An 18,063-nucleotide genomic window follows, 5' to 3' on the forward strand; every position below is an offset into this window, starting at 1 on the left:
AGATTTTTAACATAACTTCCATAATCTAAAAAAATTAGGTAAATTATGCTTATCAATTAATCGGAAAACCTACTTTTCAATACCCAAACCTACTATTTACATGGAACAAGGAATCATCATTTTTTTATGGCTGATGAAAATATATTTCAGTTGTGGCTTTTTATTCGGTATATACTTTTTTTTCAAAGGTGGAGAAAGACTCGACCCTTCTTTAAAAGGCACCTCAAAAAAAACACAGCTTGTGTTTATACCTGGAGCAATTGTATTGTGGCTTTATTTATTACCAAAAGTATTAAAATCATAAGTTATGACTACATCTTTAAGACATAAACATCTGATAATATGGGGGATATTATTAATTCTTATTCCCTTATTTATTTTCTTGTCAAAACAACAAAAGGTCAGTTATCTTGCTTTAAAACCAGATACAATATCTTCTATGCCCTTTCAATTTGAAGTAAAAAATCATCATTTATATATCGATGTGAACACTCCTTTTGTTTCTGCCGCTGCTCTTTTATATATTCATGATGGAAATAAAGAGTATTATTTAGGTGATGTCACGCAAAGGGCACATTATAACTTTTCTATTCCTAGAGGAAGTCAATCCATAAAAGTGATTGATGCAATAAATAAAGAAATCCTTTTTGAATCTCAACTCTAAACCATAAATGTCTCATCAATATCAACCCGTTTTATGGAATTCGCAAAAAAAGAAATATGACCTCTGGATGGGTGGTTTAATTTTGGCATACATTTCAATTTTCGTAACGGTTTCTCTCAAAGTACATCCAACTATTACCGTTGAGACATTAATAATTCGTACAACAGGAACACTTGCACTTACCCTTTTACAAGTAATTTTATTTATTGGGCCTTTAACACGTATCAGTAAGTATTTTATGCCCTTATTATATAATCGTCGTCATCTTGGTGTGACGATGTTTTTTATTGGTTGTATTCATGGAGTATTTTCCTTGATTCAATTTCATGGCTTTGGTAATTTAAATATCTTAGACTCACTTTTCTTAAGTAATCAAGAGTATCTATCCTTAGGAGATTTTCCATTTATGGTATTGGGATTTTTTGCCTTATTGATTTTTGCTACAATGGCATTTACAAGTCATGATTTTTGGAATGCTAATTTAGGACCTGTAGTATGGAAAACATTACATATGATGGTCTACTTTGCATACTTTCTGATTCTTTTGCATGTATTGCTTGGTGCCTATCAACAACAACACAACATTTTCCTTCTTGGCTATGTTATTGGGAGTTCATCTACTGTGATTGGACTTCACATTATCACTGGTTTAATTGAGTTGTATAGAGATAAAAAATCAACAAAGACACTAGGCAAAATTAATGATGAGGGTTTTCAATTTGCTTGTAAAGTTTCAGAGATCTCTAACGATTGTGCAAAAGTCATTCAGTTTGGTTCAGAAAAAGTGGCCTTATTTAAATATGATAAAAAAATATCAGCAGTCTCCAATGTTTGTGAGCATCAAAACGGGCCATTAGGAGAAGGAAAAATTGTAGATGGATGCATTACTTGCCCTTGGCATGGCTATCAATATCTTCCTGAAAATGGACAATCACCACCACCTTTTACAGAGAAAATTCACACCTATAAAGTAATGATATTTCAAGGTAATGTGTTCGTTAATCCCAATCCATTACCAAAAGGAACTCCTACTCCACCTGCTTGCTATTAAAATTATAAGCTATGTACATCGGATATATAAATAAGGTTACTAGAAAATATAAAATACATATACTAATAGGACTCTTCCTATTTACTTTAATGCTGTTGAGTACAGCCTATGTTTCTAGTTATTATCAACGAAATTATACCAATGGTATTTTTGAACTGACACAAAATACAACCTTAGAAGGGACAATTATTCAAAAACCATTTCCTATCCTCAAAATGGAAGTGAGCAAAGGTGTTTATAAAGATATTATGTTGGTCAATCAAGGGAAATTTGGAGTTGAAAATGTATTATCAGAAAAAGGAATTCAAGAAGGTGCTAATGTCAAAATAGACGGTCATCTTATCTATTATAATGGGCAAACCCTATTAGAAGTTGTGGATATTAATGTTGAAAATTCACAAAGTCAAAAGCACATTTTTAATAACTATGTTGAAATTGGTCAAAGCAGTATTAAAGGGGAAATTGTGGATCCTAAATGTTATTTTGGAGCAATGAAACCTGGCTATGGTAAAATTCATAGGTCATGTGCTATTCGATGTATTGAAGGGGGAATCCCTGCAGTATTAGTGAGTAGACAGAATCCGAATAAGGAAGAATACTATGTGATTACTTTTAAAAACAAAGAAGACAACACGAAAAATTTAACACCTTATATCGGAAAAACAGTGATATTAGAAGGCTTATTTAAGAAAGGTAAAAACTGGTCTGTTTTAGAACTATCTCCAGATTTTAAAGGTATTGTTATCAATGAAAATGCACCTTCGTACTATAAAGAGATTACAGAAAAGCCAGTTGATAATGTATTATGTACATCAAAATAATATCCCTTTCATTAAAAGTTATTGAAAGGGATATTATTACTTTTTATTTAAGGACAATTAAAAGTTGTCAAATTGAATTCTCTATTTGAAGTTCCCTCTGTAATTTCAAAAGAACCACCATTAATTGTTGTTGTTTTTCCATCAAAAGAGATTTCTAATTTGCTGGTATAACTACCTACTTTTACATTCTTTGCTGTTAGTTCATGGTCTATTTGGTAATCCCATTGTCTTGTCCATTCAGCATTATATTGTTGATCACTCGTATTTGAAATAAGACTATATTTCACTTTATATTCAAAGTCTGAAGCATTTAACATACAATCATACAAAGCATTTGCAAAATTTACATCTGCTTTAATTTTCAAAATATAATCTACTGTAGGAACACTTGGACTTACGTCCTCATCTGTATCAAAACAACCAGTTAAGAGTAAAGGAAATAAAAAGAGTAAAGATAATTTCAGTAAATTTTTCATGTTTAAACTTTAATTAGAAAAGGCTGAATTGAAAAGAGCCTTAAATTATTAATAACATCTGAATTCCTTAAAAAATGGAGAAGTTTGAGTATGAAATAAGTAGTATCAACAGGTAATAAGTGCTTAATATCAACATATTAAGTAATAGCATTTTCACAACAATAACTCACAGCATTCTTCAAAAACAAACAGAATTTTTCAATTCTAATGGTTAGCATCAAAATAGGATATACTTCTTTAATGAAACACATACTAACCGTTACTAAATTCAAATTGAAATATTTGATATTAAAATAATTCAAAACAAAACAATGTGTACACGCTAAAAAATACCCACTATAGGGGATAAAAAAAGCACGATTATTCATAAAAAATAATCGTGCTTTCTTCTTGATAAAGAATTGATTTCTACCAATCTGGCTTATTTCTATCCCTATTTTTAGACTTTTTCTTTTGTTGTTGGAAGTATTGAACTTCTTTATTTTTTAAGGCATCTAGAATCATTTGAGCTTGATTTGCTGGCATTTTTATATCCTGCATTCTTTGATTAAACTGCTCTTGTTCTTCAGCTTTCTCTCTTTCTTCACGTTCTTGCTCAGTTTCTTCACCTTGCTCACCGTCTTGTTTATCTTGTTGATCAGGATTTCCTTCTTCGGACTTTTGCTCGTCTTGATTATCTTTATTTTCGTCTTTATCTCCGTTATCGCCCTGATCGTTTTTATCTTTATTTTCTTGATCCTCCTTATTCTCGTCTTTATTTTCGTCTTTATCTTTTTGATCTTCCTTATTTTCCTTGTCTTGGTTCTGATCTTGATTTTGTTGATCTTGCTTGTCTTGCTCTTTCTTTTGCTTCAATAACATTTCATAGTCATAACGAGCAGCCATATTTTCAGGATCATGCTTGATGGCAGCTTTCATAAATTTTAAAGCTTCCTCAATTTTTTTCTCTTGTGCTTTGATTATTCCCAATTGCTGATTGGCAATAGAAGCAATTTTCTTATTTCCTGAATTCTGAATACTAGCATATCGTTTCGTTGCATTTTCGGCATCCTCTGATAAAAAATAGGAATGTGCTAAATCTAGCATTGCTGCATCATCTTGAACCCCAAGAGAATCCAACAAGATAGAATATTCCCCTATCGCTGTTTTATAGTCTTTCGCTTTAAAAGCATCTTCAGCAGCAGATTTATGCTTATTGGCAGTCGCAATACTAGTTATGCCATTATTATCTGAAAATATACTTAATACGATTAACAAGCCTAAAATCGCCTTCATATATTTCTTATGTTAAAAAATCTTATACAAATACTTTATGACAATGAAAGACGTAAAAAATGACACTAATAAGCGATTTTTCACGTCTTTCTCAATCTATAGACTATTCTAATTCATTCTCCTCTAAAATTCAAGTTTTTTAGAAATAAAAATAAAGCCTTAAAAATACAAAAGCCCATAACATTGTATGTTATGAGCTTTAATTTGAGATTTCTAAACTATGTATTAGTCTACAATTTCTCCATATAAATCGAATGGTTGTGCACTTGTAATTTTCACATTCGCAAAATCACCTAAACGCACATGGTTTTCTTCAGACACAGGAACTAAAACTTCATTGTCCACCTCAGGTGAATCAAACTCCGTTCTACCCACAAAATATCCACCTTCGATTTTATCAAAAAGTACTTTATATACTTTTCCTACTTTCTCTTGATTCAATGCATCTGAAATTTCCTCCTGCAATTGCATGATTTCATCTGCTCTCTGCTGTTTTACTTCTTCAGGAACATCATCTTCCATATCGTCTCCAGCATGTGTATCTTCTTCATGAGAATAAGTAAATACTCCTACTCTCTCGAATTGCATTCTTTCTACAAAATCGTACATTTCATTGTACTCTTCTTCTGTCTCACCTGGGTGACCTGTGATTAATGTAGTACGAATAGCGATACCAGGAACACGTTCACGAATTTTATTGATTAACTCTTCTTGTTTTTCACGAGAAGTACCTCGACGCATTCTTTTCAACATAGCTGTAGAACCATGTTGTAAAGGAATATCCAAGTAATTCGCCACATTATCTCTTTCTGCCATTACATCCAATACATCCATAGGGAAGCCTGTTGGATAAGCATAATGTAAACGAATCCACTCGATACCTTCTACATCAGATAAAGCTCTCATTAAATCTGCTAATCTTCTCTTCTTATAGATATCTAATCCATAATAAGTAAGATCTTGAGCAATTAATAAAAGTTCTTTTACACCTTTAGAAACCATATCCTCCGCTTGTTTCACCAATTCTTCAATCGGAACTGATACGTGCTTACCTCTCATCAAAGGAATTGCACAAAACGAACATGGACGATCACACCCTTCCGCAATTTTAAGATAGCCAAAATGCTTATCAGTAGTTAAAAGACGTTCGCCTAATAACTCCTTTTTATAATCCGCATTTAAAGCTCTCAAAAGGTTAGGTACCTCTCTTGTACCGAAGAACGCATCAACTTCAGGAATTTCAGTGACTAAATCTTCCTTGTATCTTTCAGATAAACATCCCGATACGTAAACTTTATCCACTAACCCTTCTTTCTTTGCTTCAGCATAACGAAGGATCGTTTCTACCGATTCAGTTTTGGCATGTCCGATAAAACCACACGTATTGATTAATACGATATTGAATTTATCATCTTCAGCTTCGTGTACTACATCGATGCCATTTCCTTTCAATTGAGTCATAATTACCTCAGAGTCTACAATATTTTTAGAACATCCAAGTGTAACGATATTGACTTTATTTTCTTTAAGCGTCTTAGTTTTCAAGAGATTACTTTATTTAAATTCTATGAACAAGTAATACCAATTTCAATTATAGAAAACTGATAATTATAACTTATCAATTCATTCTCAATGAAATAAGTTCTGCAAAAGTATTAGATTATTACAAGCTTAACAACCTATTTTTGAAAGAGATGACATTCATTTAATAACCTTAAGAATTAATTTTTCTTTAATTCTCTCCCAAAGACCTCAAAAGTGATGTAATTTATTTTTAATCTAAATGTCAAATTATAGCAATATTTTAAGAAAAACAGATATTTTTGTGTAGTAACCTAGAATCATCTAAACACTTAAGTAGTAACTTACTTCTATAACCTTTTATATAATGAAGCTCTTCGAGCAAAATAATACACATAAAGAAAAAAAAGAGCGAGTTTCTGAAGCTACCTTTATCCCGGTGATGACACTGTCTGTGATTGCTATAACTTTTTTAGTAGGTATTTGGTCTATTAAAGAATTAGGTGACTACAAATCTGATGTAAAACAATTAGAGAAGGACTTTACGGAACATCAAAAAAGTGTGACTGTAAATGAAGTAGAAAATGCTTTTAAGTACATTGAATACTTAGAACAAAATACGGAAAAAATACTCCGAGAAAATCTTAAAAATAGAGTAGACGAAGCCTATCAGATTGTCAATAATATATATGTAAGGAATCAAGGAAAGTATTCTCATAAACAGATCATTGATCTTATTAAAGATTCATTGCGCCCCATTCGATTTAATAACAATAGAGGTTATTATTTTATTGATCATGTAAGTGGCTATGCTGTTATGAATGCTTCTTCTCCAGAATCTGAAGGAAAAAATATTCTTAAAATTCAAGATGCAAAAGGTGATTATTTTATTCAAAGAGAAATTGAGATTGCAAAAACTAAGGGTGAAGGCTTTTTTGAATATTATTGGAAAAAACCTGATCAAAAAGATGACAAGCAATATCCTAAAACATCTTATCTAAAATATTTTAAACCACTTGGATTGATCATTGGGACTGGAGAATACATGGATAATGTTACTTTAGATATGCAAAAACAAGCATTGGAAAGAATGGCATCTATTCATTTTGGTAAAGATGGCTATTTATTTGTCAACCAAAGAGGAAATCCTTTACTGTTGAATTGGAAGTATTTTGAAGAAGCTAAAAAGCTTACGGATGATCAATTGTATAGCTTACCAATTACAGATGAAAATGGAGATACGACTTACTTCAAAGACCTTCCCTTTAAATTGATGAATGAAGGTAAAAAAGGTGGTTTTTATTATTATGATTATAAAAAACCAAACTCAGAAGAAATCACCAAAAAGTTTTCTTATGTAATCTATTTTAAAGAATGGGATTGGACGATTGGTGCAGGTGTTTATTTAGATGAATTAGAGGATCAGATAAAGGAAAAAAGAAGTTTACTAATTACTGAATTAACTACTGAACTATTCAGAATTTTATCGTTATCAACATTATTGATTGCGATTCTTTGGTGGAGACTTCGCAAGGTAGCCACTGGTATTACAAGTAACATTGAAGAATTTTCTAATTTCTTTGATGAAGCATCTAAAGAACATGTGAAGATCAATAGAGACCGTTTAGCTTATGCAGAGTTTGATCAATTGGCTGAACTCGCCAATAAAATGTTAGATGATCGTGAAGGTGACCGAAAAAAGATTATTGAAGCTTACCATGAAATACAAACTTCTGAGGAAGAATTAAGGCAACAGTCTGATAGTTTGATGTATACCAACCAAAAGTTGGAGGAAGCAATGCAAGAGTTGAAATCTGCCCAAGTTCAATTGATTAATGCAGAAAAAATGGCTTCTTTAGGTCAGTTAACAGCTGGTATTGCACATGAAATCAATAACCCTATTAACTTTGTAAGTTCAAATGTTCAGCCTTTGAAAGATGACATTAATGATCTGATTACACTTTTAGAAAATTGTAATGATTTGACTAAAGAGTTCGAAAGTAAAGAGGCTTTCGATAAAAGAGTCAATGAAATCAATCAATTAGCTGAAGAAATTGAAATCGAAGTTGTTACAGAAGAAATAAAACAATTAATACATGGTATTGAGGAAGGTGCTCAAAGAACAAAAGAAATTGTACTTGGATTACGAACTTTCTCAAGACTAGATGAAGATACTTTTAAAGACGCCAACATTAATGAGGGTATTCAATCTACGATTACTATCCTTAATAATAAAGCACGAAAGAAAAATGTGGAAATGGAGGTAAGCCTACAAGGCGACCTTCCAGAGATACAGTGCTTGCCAGGCCGATTAAACCAAGTATTTATGAATATCATTAATAATGCTATTCAAGCAGTTGATGAAAATACTGGGAAAATAAAAGTAACTTCTTCTTATGCTGAAGGGGATGATTTCATCAATATTTCTGTTAGAGATAATGGAGAAGGTATGCCTCAAGCTGTAATTGATAAGATCTTCGATCCTTTCTTTACTACCAAAGATGTTGGTGAAGGAACAGGTTTAGGTCTTTCTATTTCTTATGGCATCATCAAAAAACATGGAGGAAAAATCATGGTTACCTCAAAACCAATGAGTGAAAAGAGTGACACTTCAGAAGAAACTTTTACTGAATTCACTATTATTCTTCCTATTATTGGAAAAGAAGATTTAAAAAACGAGTATAAATAATGAGCGATTATCACGTTCCAGTAATGCTAAAAGAATGTGTCGATGGTTTACATATCGACCCAACTAAGACATACGTTGATGTTACTTTTGGCGGAGGTGGTCATACAAGAGAAATTCTTAGTCGATTAACAACTGGTAAATTGGTTGTTTTTGATCAAGATCCTGATGCTAAAAAAAATGCAGACGCAATCAATGATGATCGTCTTATTTTCTGTGCTGCCAATTTTAGATATTTAAAACGATATTTAAGGTTAAATGGTATTAAAGAAGTAGCTGGAATATTAGGTGACCTTGGTATTTCGTCTCATCAAATCGACGAAACTGCTCGTGGCTTTTCTACGCGTGGTGATGCTCCATTAGATATGAGAATGTCTCAAAGTGGTGCATTATCAGCAAAAGAAGTGATCAATAATTACGAAGAAATTGAACTTCGTAAGATGTTTAAGTTATATGGTGAACTTACTCACCCCCACAAGGCAGCTAGTTTAATCATTCAAGCAAGATCAGCCTCTCCTATCGAGACAACAGGTCAATTAATGCAGGCATTACAACCTATGGCACCTAGAGGTAAAGAAAATCGTTTCTATGCTCAAGTATTTCAAGCAATAAGAATTGAAGTAAATGAGGAGTTGGTAACTTTAAAGGAAATGATTGAACAAGGTGCTGAAGTACTTGAAGAAGGCGGTTATTTTGTGATCGAATCTTACCATTCTTTAGAAGATCGTCTTGTAAAGAACTTCTTTAAGACAGGTAATTTTGAAGGAGAAACAAACAAAGATTTTTATGGAAATCTATTAAGACCTTTGAAACCTTTGAAAAGTAAACCAATTACTGCAACAGCTGAAGAAATTGCTCAAAACAGACGTGCTAGAAGTGCAAAATTAAGAATTGCAATTAAGCTTCCTGAGCTGAAACAGTAATTTATTCTTTTAGCAAAGAAAAGCCTCAATTCGTCATACAAGACCAATTGAGGCTTTTTTATTTTTAACTAAAACTATTTAGAATGCACATGGCATTTTCCTGTTTTATTTTTTGTCTTATTCTTACATCTATCTCCTTTCTTTGTCTTTGCAGAACATTGAACAGCAGCTTGTGTAGATGATGCTTTTGAAGTCTTCGCCTTTACCTGTGCTTGTACCATTGTAGTAAAGCAGAAAGTTAGACAGATTGCTAAAAATTATCTTAAAGATTTCATTATTAATGTGTTAAAAGTTTGATGATTCGTTTAAAAGAAAAAAGTTGGTCACTTTGTTAAGTGCAACCAACTACATACCTTTTTATGGCATTGGTGGTGGAGGTACACTTCCAAAAATTTTTTGATAATTCTGGAACTGAACCTGCTGGAGCCCATTGAGGCATACCATCTTTCCATACATTGTTTCTTTTGTTATTTGTCCTTGACTCACCATACTTTGTATTTGAGGCATAGCAAAAGGCAATGATCACACATTGATAATTTATGTTTATAGCTTACAATTAACATTTTACAAAAATAACCCGTTCAATAACACATTGAACGAGTTGCTAATTAATTAATCTTGTTCTTCTAATTTTGGAAGTAAATGATTTTCCATATAGAATAATAAAGTTCCATTAATACTATCTGCATGGGTCATAATCGCACCATGTCCTGCATCGTCTACTTTAATAATACCGACACTATTTGGTAAATTTTCGTAGAGAAACAACCCCATTTCAAAAGGTATCCCTTGATCACTATCTCCATGGATGATGAGTGAAGGACACTTTATATCTGGGAGGTAGTTGATAATTTCATCACGGAATATCAGATTATTCATTGCATGATAAATTTCTTCTGATGTCCTTTCATGCCATTTTGGACTCCATTTTTCCCAATAAAATTCATTACCTGCTTTCGGTCCAATTATACCCGTCATCAACCCTTCTTCCAATGGAGGAATCAATCCAACATTTCCCCAAGTATCTCTTACTTCTAGATAGCTATTTTTACCTTTCTCTGTATCCGTATGAGCACTCGTACTAATTAGAATTAATCCTTGAACTCGAGAAGGAAAACGGAGAGCAACTCGTAAAGCAGCATAACCACCTTGTGACATCCCTGCCAAAATCACTTTTTCAATTCCTAAATGATCTAATAAACCCATACAATCATTTACCGTATCATATAAAGTAAATGGATGACCATCCCATTTCGTTTGACCAAAACCTCTAGCATCAAAAGTAACTACTCTATAAGATGAGGAAAAGAATTCAATCTGAGCTGAAAACATCTCAGAACTCATCAAAAAACCATGCATGAACAGTAACACTGGAGCATCTTTATCTCCAAAATCTTGATAGTATAGTGATTGGTTATTTACGTTAATATAAGCCATAGTTTGTTAATTGGTATCGATTTAAAACTTTAATTAATCTTCTAATATAATGAATTATTAAAAGATCTAAAAATTTCAAAATGAGCAACTTATGTTATTAATCTAAAATATAAATATATTGTATTACTGTAGATCATCAATTTTAAACCTTTTTTGTTAAGGGTGAAATATTGATCAAACATCCATCAAAAGCATAATAAATGTCTGAAAATTCGGATAAAATTTCATTAAAAGATGCCGTATCAATTGGTATTGGAGGCATGGTTGGCGGAGGTATCTTCGCCGTTCTTGGGCTATCTGTTGAACTTGCAAAAGGTGGTGTTCCTGTGTCCTTTTTTGTAGCAGGAACCATTGCATTAATGACTGCCTATGCTTATGCAAAATTATCCGTCGCCTATCCTGATGAAGGAGGAACAGTACGATTTATTGATGAAGGATTTGGCTATTCATTATTTAGTGGAGGGTTAAATAATATGCTTTGGGTAAGTTATATTATTATGCTTTCTCTTTATGCATCAGCTTTTGGCTCTTATGCTGCTACTTTGATTCCAATCACCGATAATGTGACTTTGAATAAACATCTATTCATTACGTTTATACTTCTATTTTCTACATTTATTAATTATTACAGTATTAAAGTTGTTGGTGAAGTGGAAGCTTTTGCGGTGATCATTAAACTGATCATTTTAGTAACCTTCGTAATTGTTGGATTTTTTGGTATCACATCTAATCCTAACTTTCATCAATTATCTCCGGAAAATTGGGAAAGTCCTCTCCAACTTATTGCTGGAGGTATGGTTATTTTCGTTGCTTATGAAGGATTTGAATTGATTGCAAATTCAGCTCCCGATATTGTAAAACCAATGATCAATATTCCTAAGTCCTATTATATCTCTGTTATTTTTGTGATCATTCTTTACATTGCTATTGCGATTGTTACTGTTGGATCATTAGATTTTCCTTCTATAGGCAAGGCTTCAGATTATGCTTTAGCAGAAGCGGCAAAACCAAAATTTGGACAAGCAGGATTCACCGTTATTTCAATTGCAGCCATGATTTCCACATTTTCAGCTATTAACGCTACTTTATTAGGTGGAAGCAGAGTGAATTACGAAGTAGCTAAATATAGAGAATTGCCGAAGGCATTCAGTCGAACATTATGGGGTAAACCTTTTGGACTTTTTATCATTTCTATTCTTTCGGTTGTCATCGCTAATAGCATTGATTTAGAAAGCATTTCTACTTCAGGAAGTGCTGGTTTCTTGATTATTTTTGGAATGGTCAATTATATCGCTTTCAAAAAAAGGAAGAAAATCAATGCCAATAAGTTCATTACAATTGCTGGATTTATTGGTTGTATGCTAGCATTCATAATTCTATCTATTCAACAGTTTCAAAATAACGTAGAAGGAATGCTTACTGCTATTTTAATTTTTTCTTTATGTTTTATCGGAGAAGGACTGTATCAACGATTATTAAAGAAAAGAATTGATCATCCAAAAAAATAAATTAATTTTAAAAACACTTATAAACACATACTTTAAACCATTACTAACATGCTTAAAATTATTGAATGCCCAAGAGATGCTATGCAAGGGCTACACGATTTTATACCAACTTCAACAAAAATAGAATACCTTAATCTTCTCTTAGAGGTAGGTTTTGATACTCTTGATTTTGGAAGTTTTGTTTCTCCAAAAGCAATTCCTCAAATGAGGGACACTCAAGAGGTTTTGAATGCTTTAAATTTAGAAAATAAAAAATCCAACCTATTAGCGATTGTTGTAAACCAAAGAGGTGCTCAAGATGCTTGTCAATTTGAGACTATTGATTACTTAGGTTTTCCTTTGTCGGTCTCAGAAAATTTCCAACAAAGAAATACGAAAAAGTCCATTGCTGAAGCAAAACAAGTTTTACAGGAAATTCATGCACATGGTCAATCCCATCAAAAGAAAACTGTAGCTTATCTATCAATGGCTTTTGGAAATCCATATAATGAAGATTTTTCGTTTGAAAAAGTCATTGAAATGGCACATGAATTAGAAGAAATGGGTGTACAAACTATTTCTTTGTCAGATACCATAGGAACATCAAATGCTAAAGATCTTCAACAACTATTTGAAAAAGCTTCAAAAATCTTGTCGAAAGCAGAATTGGGTGTACATTTGCATTGCAATCCTTCAAAAGCGTTTGAATTGGCAAATGCTGCCATTCAAGCAGGCTGTCAACGTATTGATACTGCGATGGGAGGACTTGGTGGATGTCCAATGGCCAAAGATAGCCTAACAGGAAACCTTGCAACCGAATCATTGATAGAAATGCTCCAACAACATCCAAGTCTACTGCCTGATCTCAATTGGGAGGCTTTTGAAAAGGCTAAAATATATAGAAAGAATAATATTCATTAGAAAATGATTAATATAGAGACTTGTCTCACTCCAGAATTATTACCTTTACATCAATTAGAAGGAAAAATTGCAGTTGTAACTGATGTTTTAAGAGCTACATCTTGTATGGTAGCTGGATTAAATGCCGGTGTTAGAAGTGTAATTCCTGTGATGTCTGTAAGAGAAGCATTAGAATATGCTGAAAAAGGATATGTTACAGCTGGTGAGAGAGGAGGTGTGAAAGTGAAAGAGTTCACAATTGGAAATTCTCCTCAAGAACATATGCAAGAAGAGTATCATGGGAAAGATATTTGCATGACAACTACAAACGGTACAGTGGCGATTACAGAAGCAAAGAAAAAAGCGGATCAAATCATCATTGGTGCTTTATTAAATGTCTCTTCAGTGGTAGACTATGTAAAGCAAGCCGAAAAAGATGTTGTTATCATATGTGCGGGGTGGAAAGGAAATCCAAGTCTCGAAGATACATTATTTGCTGGTGCAATGATCGATAGACTAAATGAAGAAGCAAACTTAACCGATGATGCTTCTTATATGGCATTGACAATGTATCAGAACAGTAAAGGTAAAATCGCTGAAGTTATTCAAGGAAATGCTTCTCATGCGAAGAGATTAAGTGGCCTAAAAGCAAAATCTGACTTGGCTTTTTGTTCACAAGAAGACTACTGCGATGTACTTCCTATCCTAAGAAATGGATCTATAACGATTTAATTTAAAATTATGGGAGGAAAGAAATTAGATATAAAACAAAAAGTAAAAATAAAGAACCGTAAGGCTTCTCACGAATACGAATTTATAGATAAATTGGTCGCTGGGATTTCTCTTAAAGGTTCTGAAATCAAATCCATTCGTATGCAAAAAGTAAGTTTGCAAGATGCATTCTGCTTGTTTATTGGTGATGAATTAATCATCAGAAGTATGCATATTGCACCATACGAAATGGGTGGTTTCAACAATCATGAAGCTAAAGCTGATCGTAAACTTTTATTGACGCGAAGAGAATTAGATAAACTAGACCGAAAGGTTAAGGAAACAGGTTTTACTATCGTTCCAACACAATTGTTTATCAATGATCGTGGTCTAGCAAAAGTTGAAATTGCTTTAGCAAGAGGTAAAAAATTATACGACAAGCGTAATGATATGAAAGAAAAAGATCAGAAGCGCGAAATGTCTCGAATGAAATATTAAGAATCTATGGCTTACATATTATTTAATCTAGCAATAGAGAAAGATAATAAGTCAGGAGTAAATTTTTCAGATAGAGGTCTTCAATATGGTGATGGTTTGTTCGAAACAATGATTACACAAGATGGTAGCATTCGTTTTGTTCAGGATCATATTGACAGAATAAAAAAAGGACTAAAAGAACTACAAATAAACTACCCTACTGAACTACAAGATCCATCATTCTTACACGAGCAGTATTTGTTATTGAAAAAGAAAAATAACATTGAAGGTGAGTGCAGAATTAAACTTATGATCTGGAGGAAAGAAGGTGGTTTATACACTCCTTCAAGTAACGATTGCTATTCTTTACTTTCGGCTCAAGAATATAAATCAAAGGGAAGTAGTAAAGGCTTGAAAGTAGGTTTCGCTGAAACAATTAAAGTTCCTTGTACTCCGGTATCTTTCTGTAAAACTTTATCTTCTATGACCTATACTTTCGCTGGTCTTGAAAAGAAAAAAAGAGAATTAGATGACCTTATTCTTTTTAATGCTGAAGGTTATATTACTGAAACAATAAGTGGAAACGTTTTTTGGATCAAAGGAAAAGATATCTTCACTCCAAAAGTGAGTACGGGTTGTGTAGCGGGTATTGCACGAAAAAACATCGTTTCTCAATTGGAGCAAAAAGGCTATAAAGTCAAAAAAGTATGTGCGAGAAAAGCTGATATTATGGAAGCAGACTCGGTTCTTTCTTCCAATGTCACAGGTGTAAGTATGATCAAACAAATTGATGAAAAACAATTCAAAGTAGTTGACGCTTGGCGAAAGTTATTCGAACAAGCCTATCATATATAATAAAAGGAGCAATAGCAGGTTTTTGGTATTGCTCCTTTTCTTTATTACAATAAATCGTTTACATCAAAAGCTAAATTATTGTCATCATCCTTGTCTATTCTCCCTTTGAAATCTTCAGGCATCATTTTTATTGTCTGATCCTTTATTTTGAATTCAATATACTCTATCATTTCATATTTCCCGATATCATTGGTAGACGTTTTGATATCGACATTAGACACTTTATAAACAATATCTAAAGTCGTTTTTTCTTCTGGATAAAGTGTATATTTATATGGTGCAGAAGAAATTGTTGTACTGCTTGAACTCCCCTCTTTCTCTGTCGTTATATTAAATGTAATACTTGTATTGTCTCTTTGTTTAAAATAAAACTCCACTTCGCAAGGAGCATCAGAGGTATTTGAAATGATAATATAATTTTCTTTTTGACACCCAGAAATAAATAGCAATGGAATGAATATAAAGCTATAAATGAATGATTTTAAAAATGTATTCATAATGTTATAGTAATATGTTTTGGGTAATTAAGATTACTATAATTTAGGGTTTAATACTTAAAAAGTGAAAATTAGAAGGGAAGAGTACTATTATTGAATTGATATATGAAAAAAAAGTGGACAGTTTCTGCTTTTTCTAGTAAACTATCCACCACTTCTATTTGAACGACTAAAATCCTTATAGTTTTGATTTCAATTCTTTTACAACATGAAATACTACAGGACAAGTCAATGTATTTCTTGCATGCAAAGCAGGACGTTGATTGAAGCCCTGATTTTGTGTTAAAGGATAATCTCTACACGCTTTAGGTCTAGCTTCATATATAGAGCAATAATTATCACTTCCCAAAAACGGGCACGGTTGAGAATTCATGACGTAATCACCTTCATGATCCACTTTCATATATTCCGAAATTACTTCCGTTTCTTTCATTCGAAAGTGCTTTGCAATTCTTTTTACATCCGTTTGTGTAACTACTGGGCTAATTGTTTTACAACAGTTAGCACATGTCAAACAATCAAAAGTTTCAAATGCCTTTTCATCGGTATCATTGACAATTTGATCAATTTGCTTTCCTTTTTTGACTTTCTTCAGTCGTTTTAGAAACGTTTGATTCTCTTTGTATTTGGATTTGGCATTCTTCTGCCAATCAGCGTATAAATCCATATTTACAATTGATATGCGTACATTTTTGTACCTCTAAAACAATACATAATGTTGGAAGGATGATCATACACAACATAATCAACTTTCTTCATGGGTATCTTTATGTAACGTGTCTTTAAACTATATAATTCCTTGAAATGTAATTCATTTTTCTCTAACCAATACATTTCATTTGCAGTTAAACCAATGTTGCTGGCTCTTTTTACATTATACGGTTCAGAAAGAATATTCCCTAAAAGATCAAAAGTATATACCCCTTTATAAGCATCTAAAACATACAAATTGTTTTGATGTTCTCGCATCCATATTGGACTCCAAGTGGTACTATTAATCAATTGTTCTAAAGGGACATCAAGAGAAAGGTTCGCAACATTTGGAAAGTATTTTTTAAGTCGAAAACTACTTTGATCGTACAGCCAAATACCGCCATCACTGGCATCAGTAGCTACAGAAGCATATTCGACTAAATCAGGGTTAAAAATATACTCTGTTTGTAAAGTAAGTTGTTGCCCTAGTACTCTAATAGCTTGCCAATCCTCAGAGAAAAGCACTGTATTCAACATTGCCCACGCATCGATCTGTATGGATGCAGGTGCTTGAGGAGAATACCACCTTATTTTTTCTCCCTTTGACCACTGACTCACATTTCCTTGTTGATCTACAACATAGACCTCTCCTTTTCTATCAATATCCACAGCAGACACCTCACCTACTTCTTTTTCATAAAGTAGTTCTTGTCCCAAAGTTGGATATGAAAAAAGAAAAAAAAGAAAAAAGAAATTACTCCTCGTAAGTAAGTAATTCGACTTTTTCTCCGTCAAAAGTTGCATATGTATCATAAGAAAGCCATTCTCCTGTGTTGATATACATTCCTCCTTGATCTAATTCTAATTCTAGAGGTAAATGTCTATGACCAAAGATATAATAATCTCTGTATTTTTCAGCTTGTTTTTCTTGACAATACACCCAAATAAACTCCTTTTCCTTGCTTATGAATCCATGTTCTTTTTTAGCACCTGATGCTCTACTATGTTGAGACCAAGTTGTAGCAATCCCAATACCAATGGTGGGATGAAGAAATCCGAACAACCATTGACATAGTTTATTGGCAAAAATTTTCTTTAGAAATTTATAGCTATAATCGCCAGGACCTAAACCATCTCCATGACCGATATGAAACTTCTTTCCATAAATTTCAACATCAATAGGCTCGCGAATAACTTTAATTCCTAATTCTTTTTCAAAGTAATCAAACATCCACATATCATGATTACCAGTAAAAATAGAAATTTGAATACCTTTATCGACAAGCTCAGCTAATTTACCTTGAAAACGTAAAAAGCCCCTTGGTACGGCAAATCTATATTCAAACCAAAAATCAAAAAGATCACCTAATAAGTAAATATGATCTGCATCTTCGGCAGCCATATCCAACCAACGGCAGATCTTCTTTTCTCTCTTTTGACTTTCTTCGAAAGAGGGAGTTCCTAAATGGAAGTCAGAAGCGAAATAAACTTTTCCCATAGGGTAAAATTAAACATTAATGAGTGAACTGTGAACAAGTGAATCCTAAAAGGATGTGAAAAAGTAGCGTAATCTTCAATTTCAATTCGCT

The 18,063-nt window shown here is 32.7% G+C and carries 21 protein-coding genes; 11 read left to right on the forward strand and 10 right to left on the reverse strand.

What is annotated here, in order from left to right:
- Positions 1 to 100 precede the first annotated feature (100 nt).
- Genes ACXAHM_RS04760 through ACXAHM_RS04775 form a run of 4 tightly spaced genes read left to right on the forward strand, consistent with a single transcriptional unit; the run spans position 101 to position 2,536 of the window.
- Positions 101 to 304 (forward strand): hypothetical protein, encoded by a 204-nt coding sequence (locus ACXAHM_RS04760; protein ID WP_474959263.1) that lies wholly within the window; start codon positions 101 to 103, stop codon positions 302 to 304.
- A 3-nt stretch (positions 305 to 307) separates the two neighbouring features.
- Positions 308 to 664, forward strand: coding sequence for a hypothetical protein (locus ACXAHM_RS04765; protein WP_474959264.1), 357 nt, complete (start codon positions 308 to 310; stop codon positions 662 to 664).
- A 7-nt stretch (positions 665 to 671) separates the two neighbouring features.
- Entirely contained in the window at positions 672 to 1,715 is a 1,044-nt protein-coding gene (locus tag ACXAHM_RS04770; RefSeq protein WP_474959265.1) for a Rieske 2Fe-2S domain-containing protein, read from the forward strand.
- Between the two features lie 11 nt (positions 1,716 to 1,726).
- Complete coding sequence (locus ACXAHM_RS04775; RefSeq protein WP_474959266.1) at positions 1,727 to 2,536, forward strand: hypothetical protein; 810 nt, start codon at positions 1,727 to 1,729, stop codon at positions 2,534 to 2,536.
- A gap of 47 nt (positions 2,537 to 2,583) precedes the next feature.
- On the opposite strand, the gene ACXAHM_RS04780 is transcribed toward ACXAHM_RS04775, so the two are convergent.
- The 3 genes from ACXAHM_RS04780 to rimO all read right to left on the reverse strand — a co-directional run bounded on the left by ACXAHM_RS04780 (position 2,584) and on the right by rimO (position 5,832).
- Positions 2,584 to 3,012: a hypothetical protein gene (locus ACXAHM_RS04780; protein WP_474959267.1), complete on the reverse strand. Its 429-nt coding sequence runs from the start codon at positions 3,010 to 3,012 to the stop codon at positions 2,584 to 2,586.
- Between the two features lie 408 nt (positions 3,013 to 3,420).
- A complete protein-coding gene (locus ACXAHM_RS04785; RefSeq protein WP_474959268.1) occupies positions 3,421 to 4,287 on the reverse strand; it encodes a tetratricopeptide repeat protein in 867 nt (288 codons plus the stop codon).
- A gap of 225 nt (positions 4,288 to 4,512) precedes the next feature.
- Positions 4,513 to 5,832 carry a 30S ribosomal protein S12 methylthiotransferase RimO gene (gene rimO, locus ACXAHM_RS04790; protein WP_474959269.1) on the reverse strand — a complete coding sequence of 440 codons (1,320 nt, stop codon included), beginning with the start codon at positions 5,830 to 5,832 and terminating at the stop codon, positions 4,513 to 4,515.
- 343 nt (positions 5,833 to 6,175) lie between these two features.
- On the opposite strand from rimO, the gene ACXAHM_RS04795 reads away from it, so the two are divergent.
- Together ACXAHM_RS04795 and rsmH are read left to right on the forward strand one after the other, a co-directional pair.
- Positions 6,176 to 8,497, forward strand: a complete 2,322-nt coding sequence (locus tag ACXAHM_RS04795; RefSeq protein ID WP_474959270.1) for a sensor histidine kinase — start codon at positions 6,176 to 6,178, stop codon at positions 8,495 to 8,497.
- A complete protein-coding gene (rsmH, locus tag ACXAHM_RS04800; protein ID WP_474959271.1) occupies positions 8,497 to 9,417 on the forward strand; it encodes a 16S rRNA (cytosine(1402)-N(4))-methyltransferase RsmH in 921 nt (306 codons plus the stop codon). The genes ACXAHM_RS04795 and rsmH overlap by 1 nt, the downstream gene beginning before the upstream one ends.
- Positions 9,418 to 9,491: 74 nt before the next feature.
- Here the strand turns inward: rsmH and ACXAHM_RS04805 are convergent, their stop codons facing one another.
- The 3 genes from ACXAHM_RS04805 to ACXAHM_RS04815 all read right to left on the reverse strand — a co-directional run bounded on the left by ACXAHM_RS04805 (position 9,492) and on the right by ACXAHM_RS04815 (position 10,854).
- Positions 9,492 to 9,638, reverse strand: a complete 147-nt coding sequence (locus ACXAHM_RS04805) for a hypothetical protein (protein WP_474959272.1) — start codon at positions 9,636 to 9,638, stop codon at positions 9,492 to 9,494.
- Between the two features lie 110 nt (positions 9,639 to 9,748).
- On the reverse strand, positions 9,749 to 9,943 hold the full coding sequence (locus tag ACXAHM_RS04810; RefSeq protein ID WP_474959273.1) for a GYF domain-containing protein: 195 nt from the start codon (positions 9,941 to 9,943) through the stop codon (positions 9,749 to 9,751).
- 86 nt (positions 9,944 to 10,029) lie between these two features.
- On the reverse strand, positions 10,030 to 10,854 hold the full coding sequence (locus ACXAHM_RS04815; RefSeq protein WP_474959274.1) for an alpha/beta fold hydrolase: 825 nt from the start codon (positions 10,852 to 10,854) through the stop codon (positions 10,030 to 10,032).
- A gap of 200 nt (positions 10,855 to 11,054) precedes the next feature.
- Between ACXAHM_RS04815 and ACXAHM_RS04820 the strand changes: the two genes are divergently transcribed.
- From ACXAHM_RS04820 to ACXAHM_RS04840, 5 genes are read left to right on the forward strand one after another with little or no spacing between them, the layout of a single operon-like run.
- The gene (locus ACXAHM_RS04820) at positions 11,055 to 12,362 is read left to right on the forward strand and encodes an APC family permease (RefSeq protein ID WP_474959275.1); all 1,308 of its coding nucleotides are present in this window, start codon (positions 11,055 to 11,057) and stop codon (positions 12,360 to 12,362) included.
- Between the two features lie 48 nt (positions 12,363 to 12,410).
- Positions 12,411 to 13,262 carry a beta/alpha barrel domain-containing protein gene (locus ACXAHM_RS04825; protein WP_474959276.1) on the forward strand — a complete coding sequence of 284 codons (852 nt, stop codon included), beginning with the start codon at positions 12,411 to 12,413 and terminating at the stop codon, positions 13,260 to 13,262.
- A gap of 3 nt (positions 13,263 to 13,265) precedes the next feature.
- Positions 13,266 to 13,973 carry a 2-phosphosulfolactate phosphatase gene (locus ACXAHM_RS04830; RefSeq protein ID WP_474959277.1) on the forward strand — a complete coding sequence of 236 codons (708 nt, stop codon included), beginning with the start codon at positions 13,266 to 13,268 and terminating at the stop codon, positions 13,971 to 13,973.
- Positions 13,974 to 13,982: 9 nt separating this feature from the next.
- On the forward strand, positions 13,983 to 14,450 hold the full coding sequence (gene smpB, locus ACXAHM_RS04835; RefSeq protein ID WP_474959278.1) for an SsrA-binding protein SmpB: 468 nt from the start codon (positions 13,983 to 13,985) through the stop codon (positions 14,448 to 14,450).
- Positions 14,451 to 14,456: 6 nt separating this feature from the next.
- Positions 14,457 to 15,284 (forward strand): aminotransferase class IV, encoded by an 828-nt coding sequence (locus ACXAHM_RS04840; protein ID WP_474959279.1) that lies wholly within the window; start codon positions 14,457 to 14,459, stop codon positions 15,282 to 15,284.
- A gap of 44 nt (positions 15,285 to 15,328) precedes the next feature.
- On the opposite strand, the gene ACXAHM_RS04845 is transcribed toward ACXAHM_RS04840, so the two are convergent.
- The 4 genes from ACXAHM_RS04845 to ACXAHM_RS04860 all read right to left on the reverse strand — a co-directional run bounded on the left by ACXAHM_RS04845 (position 15,329) and on the right by ACXAHM_RS04860 (position 17,972).
- Positions 15,329 to 15,781 carry a hypothetical protein gene (locus ACXAHM_RS04845; protein ID WP_474959280.1) on the reverse strand — a complete coding sequence of 151 codons (453 nt, stop codon included), beginning with the start codon at positions 15,779 to 15,781 and terminating at the stop codon, positions 15,329 to 15,331.
- A 178-nt stretch (positions 15,782 to 15,959) separates the two neighbouring features.
- Entirely contained in the window at positions 15,960 to 16,448 is a 489-nt protein-coding gene (locus tag ACXAHM_RS04850; protein WP_474959281.1) for a YkgJ family cysteine cluster protein, read from the reverse strand.
- Between the two features lie 2 nt (positions 16,449 to 16,450).
- On the reverse strand, positions 16,451 to 17,191 hold the full coding sequence (locus ACXAHM_RS04855) for a hypothetical protein (RefSeq protein WP_474959282.1): 741 nt from the start codon (positions 17,189 to 17,191) through the stop codon (positions 16,451 to 16,453).
- A 37-nt stretch (positions 17,192 to 17,228) separates the two neighbouring features.
- Complete coding sequence (locus ACXAHM_RS04860) at positions 17,229 to 17,972, reverse strand: UDP-2,3-diacylglucosamine diphosphatase (protein WP_474959283.1); 744 nt, start codon at positions 17,970 to 17,972, stop codon at positions 17,229 to 17,231.
- Positions 17,973 to 18,063 lie beyond the last annotated feature (91 nt).

Source organism: Flammeovirga sp. AWQ4_249 (assembly GCF_056161045.1).

Coding starts and splice junctions, on each gene's coding strand:
- ACXAHM_RS04760 (WP_474959263.1), top strand. CDS start 101: ATGGAACAAGGAATCATCATTTTTTTATGGCTGATGAAAATATATTTC.
- ACXAHM_RS04765 (WP_474959264.1), top strand. CDS start 308: ATGACTACATCTTTAAGACATAAACATCTGATAATATGGGGGATATTA.
- ACXAHM_RS04770 (WP_474959265.1), top strand. CDS start 672: ATGTCTCATCAATATCAACCCGTTTTATGGAATTCGCAAAAAAAGAAA.
- ACXAHM_RS04775 (WP_474959266.1), top strand. CDS start 1,727: ATGTACATCGGATATATAAATAAGGTTACTAGAAAATATAAAATACAT.
- ACXAHM_RS04780 (WP_474959267.1), bottom strand. CDS start 3,012: ATGAAAAATTTACTGAAATTATCTTTACTCTTTTTATTTCCTTTACTC.
- ACXAHM_RS04785 (WP_474959268.1), bottom strand. CDS start 4,287: ATGAAGGCGATTTTAGGCTTGTTAATCGTATTAAGTATATTTTCAGAT.
- ACXAHM_RS04795 (WP_474959270.1), top strand. CDS start 6,176: ATGAAGCTCTTCGAGCAAAATAATACACATAAAGAAAAAAAAGAGCGA.
- rsmH (WP_474959271.1), top strand. CDS start 8,497: ATGAGCGATTATCACGTTCCAGTAATGCTAAAAGAATGTGTCGATGGT.
- ACXAHM_RS04805 (WP_474959272.1), bottom strand. CDS start 9,638: ATGGTACAAGCACAGGTAAAGGCGAAGACTTCAAAAGCATCATCTACA.
- ACXAHM_RS04815 (WP_474959274.1), bottom strand. CDS start 10,854: ATGGCTTATATTAACGTAAATAACCAATCACTATACTATCAAGATTTT.
- ACXAHM_RS04820 (WP_474959275.1), top strand. CDS start 11,055: ATGTCTGAAAATTCGGATAAAATTTCATTAAAAGATGCCGTATCAATT.
- ACXAHM_RS04825 (WP_474959276.1), top strand. CDS start 12,411: ATGCTTAAAATTATTGAATGCCCAAGAGATGCTATGCAAGGGCTACAC.
- ACXAHM_RS04830 (WP_474959277.1), top strand. CDS start 13,266: ATGATTAATATAGAGACTTGTCTCACTCCAGAATTATTACCTTTACAT.
- smpB (WP_474959278.1), top strand. CDS start 13,983: ATGGGAGGAAAGAAATTAGATATAAAACAAAAAGTAAAAATAAAGAAC.
- ACXAHM_RS04840 (WP_474959279.1), top strand. CDS start 14,457: ATGGCTTACATATTATTTAATCTAGCAATAGAGAAAGATAATAAGTCA.
- ACXAHM_RS04845 (WP_474959280.1), bottom strand. CDS start 15,781: ATGAATACATTTTTAAAATCATTCATTTATAGCTTTATATTCATTCCA.
- ACXAHM_RS04850 (WP_474959281.1), bottom strand. CDS start 16,448: ATGGATTTATACGCTGATTGGCAGAAGAATGCCAAATCCAAATACAAA.
- ACXAHM_RS04860 (WP_474959283.1), bottom strand. CDS start 17,972: ATGGGAAAAGTTTATTTCGCTTCTGACTTCCATTTAGGAACTCCCTCT.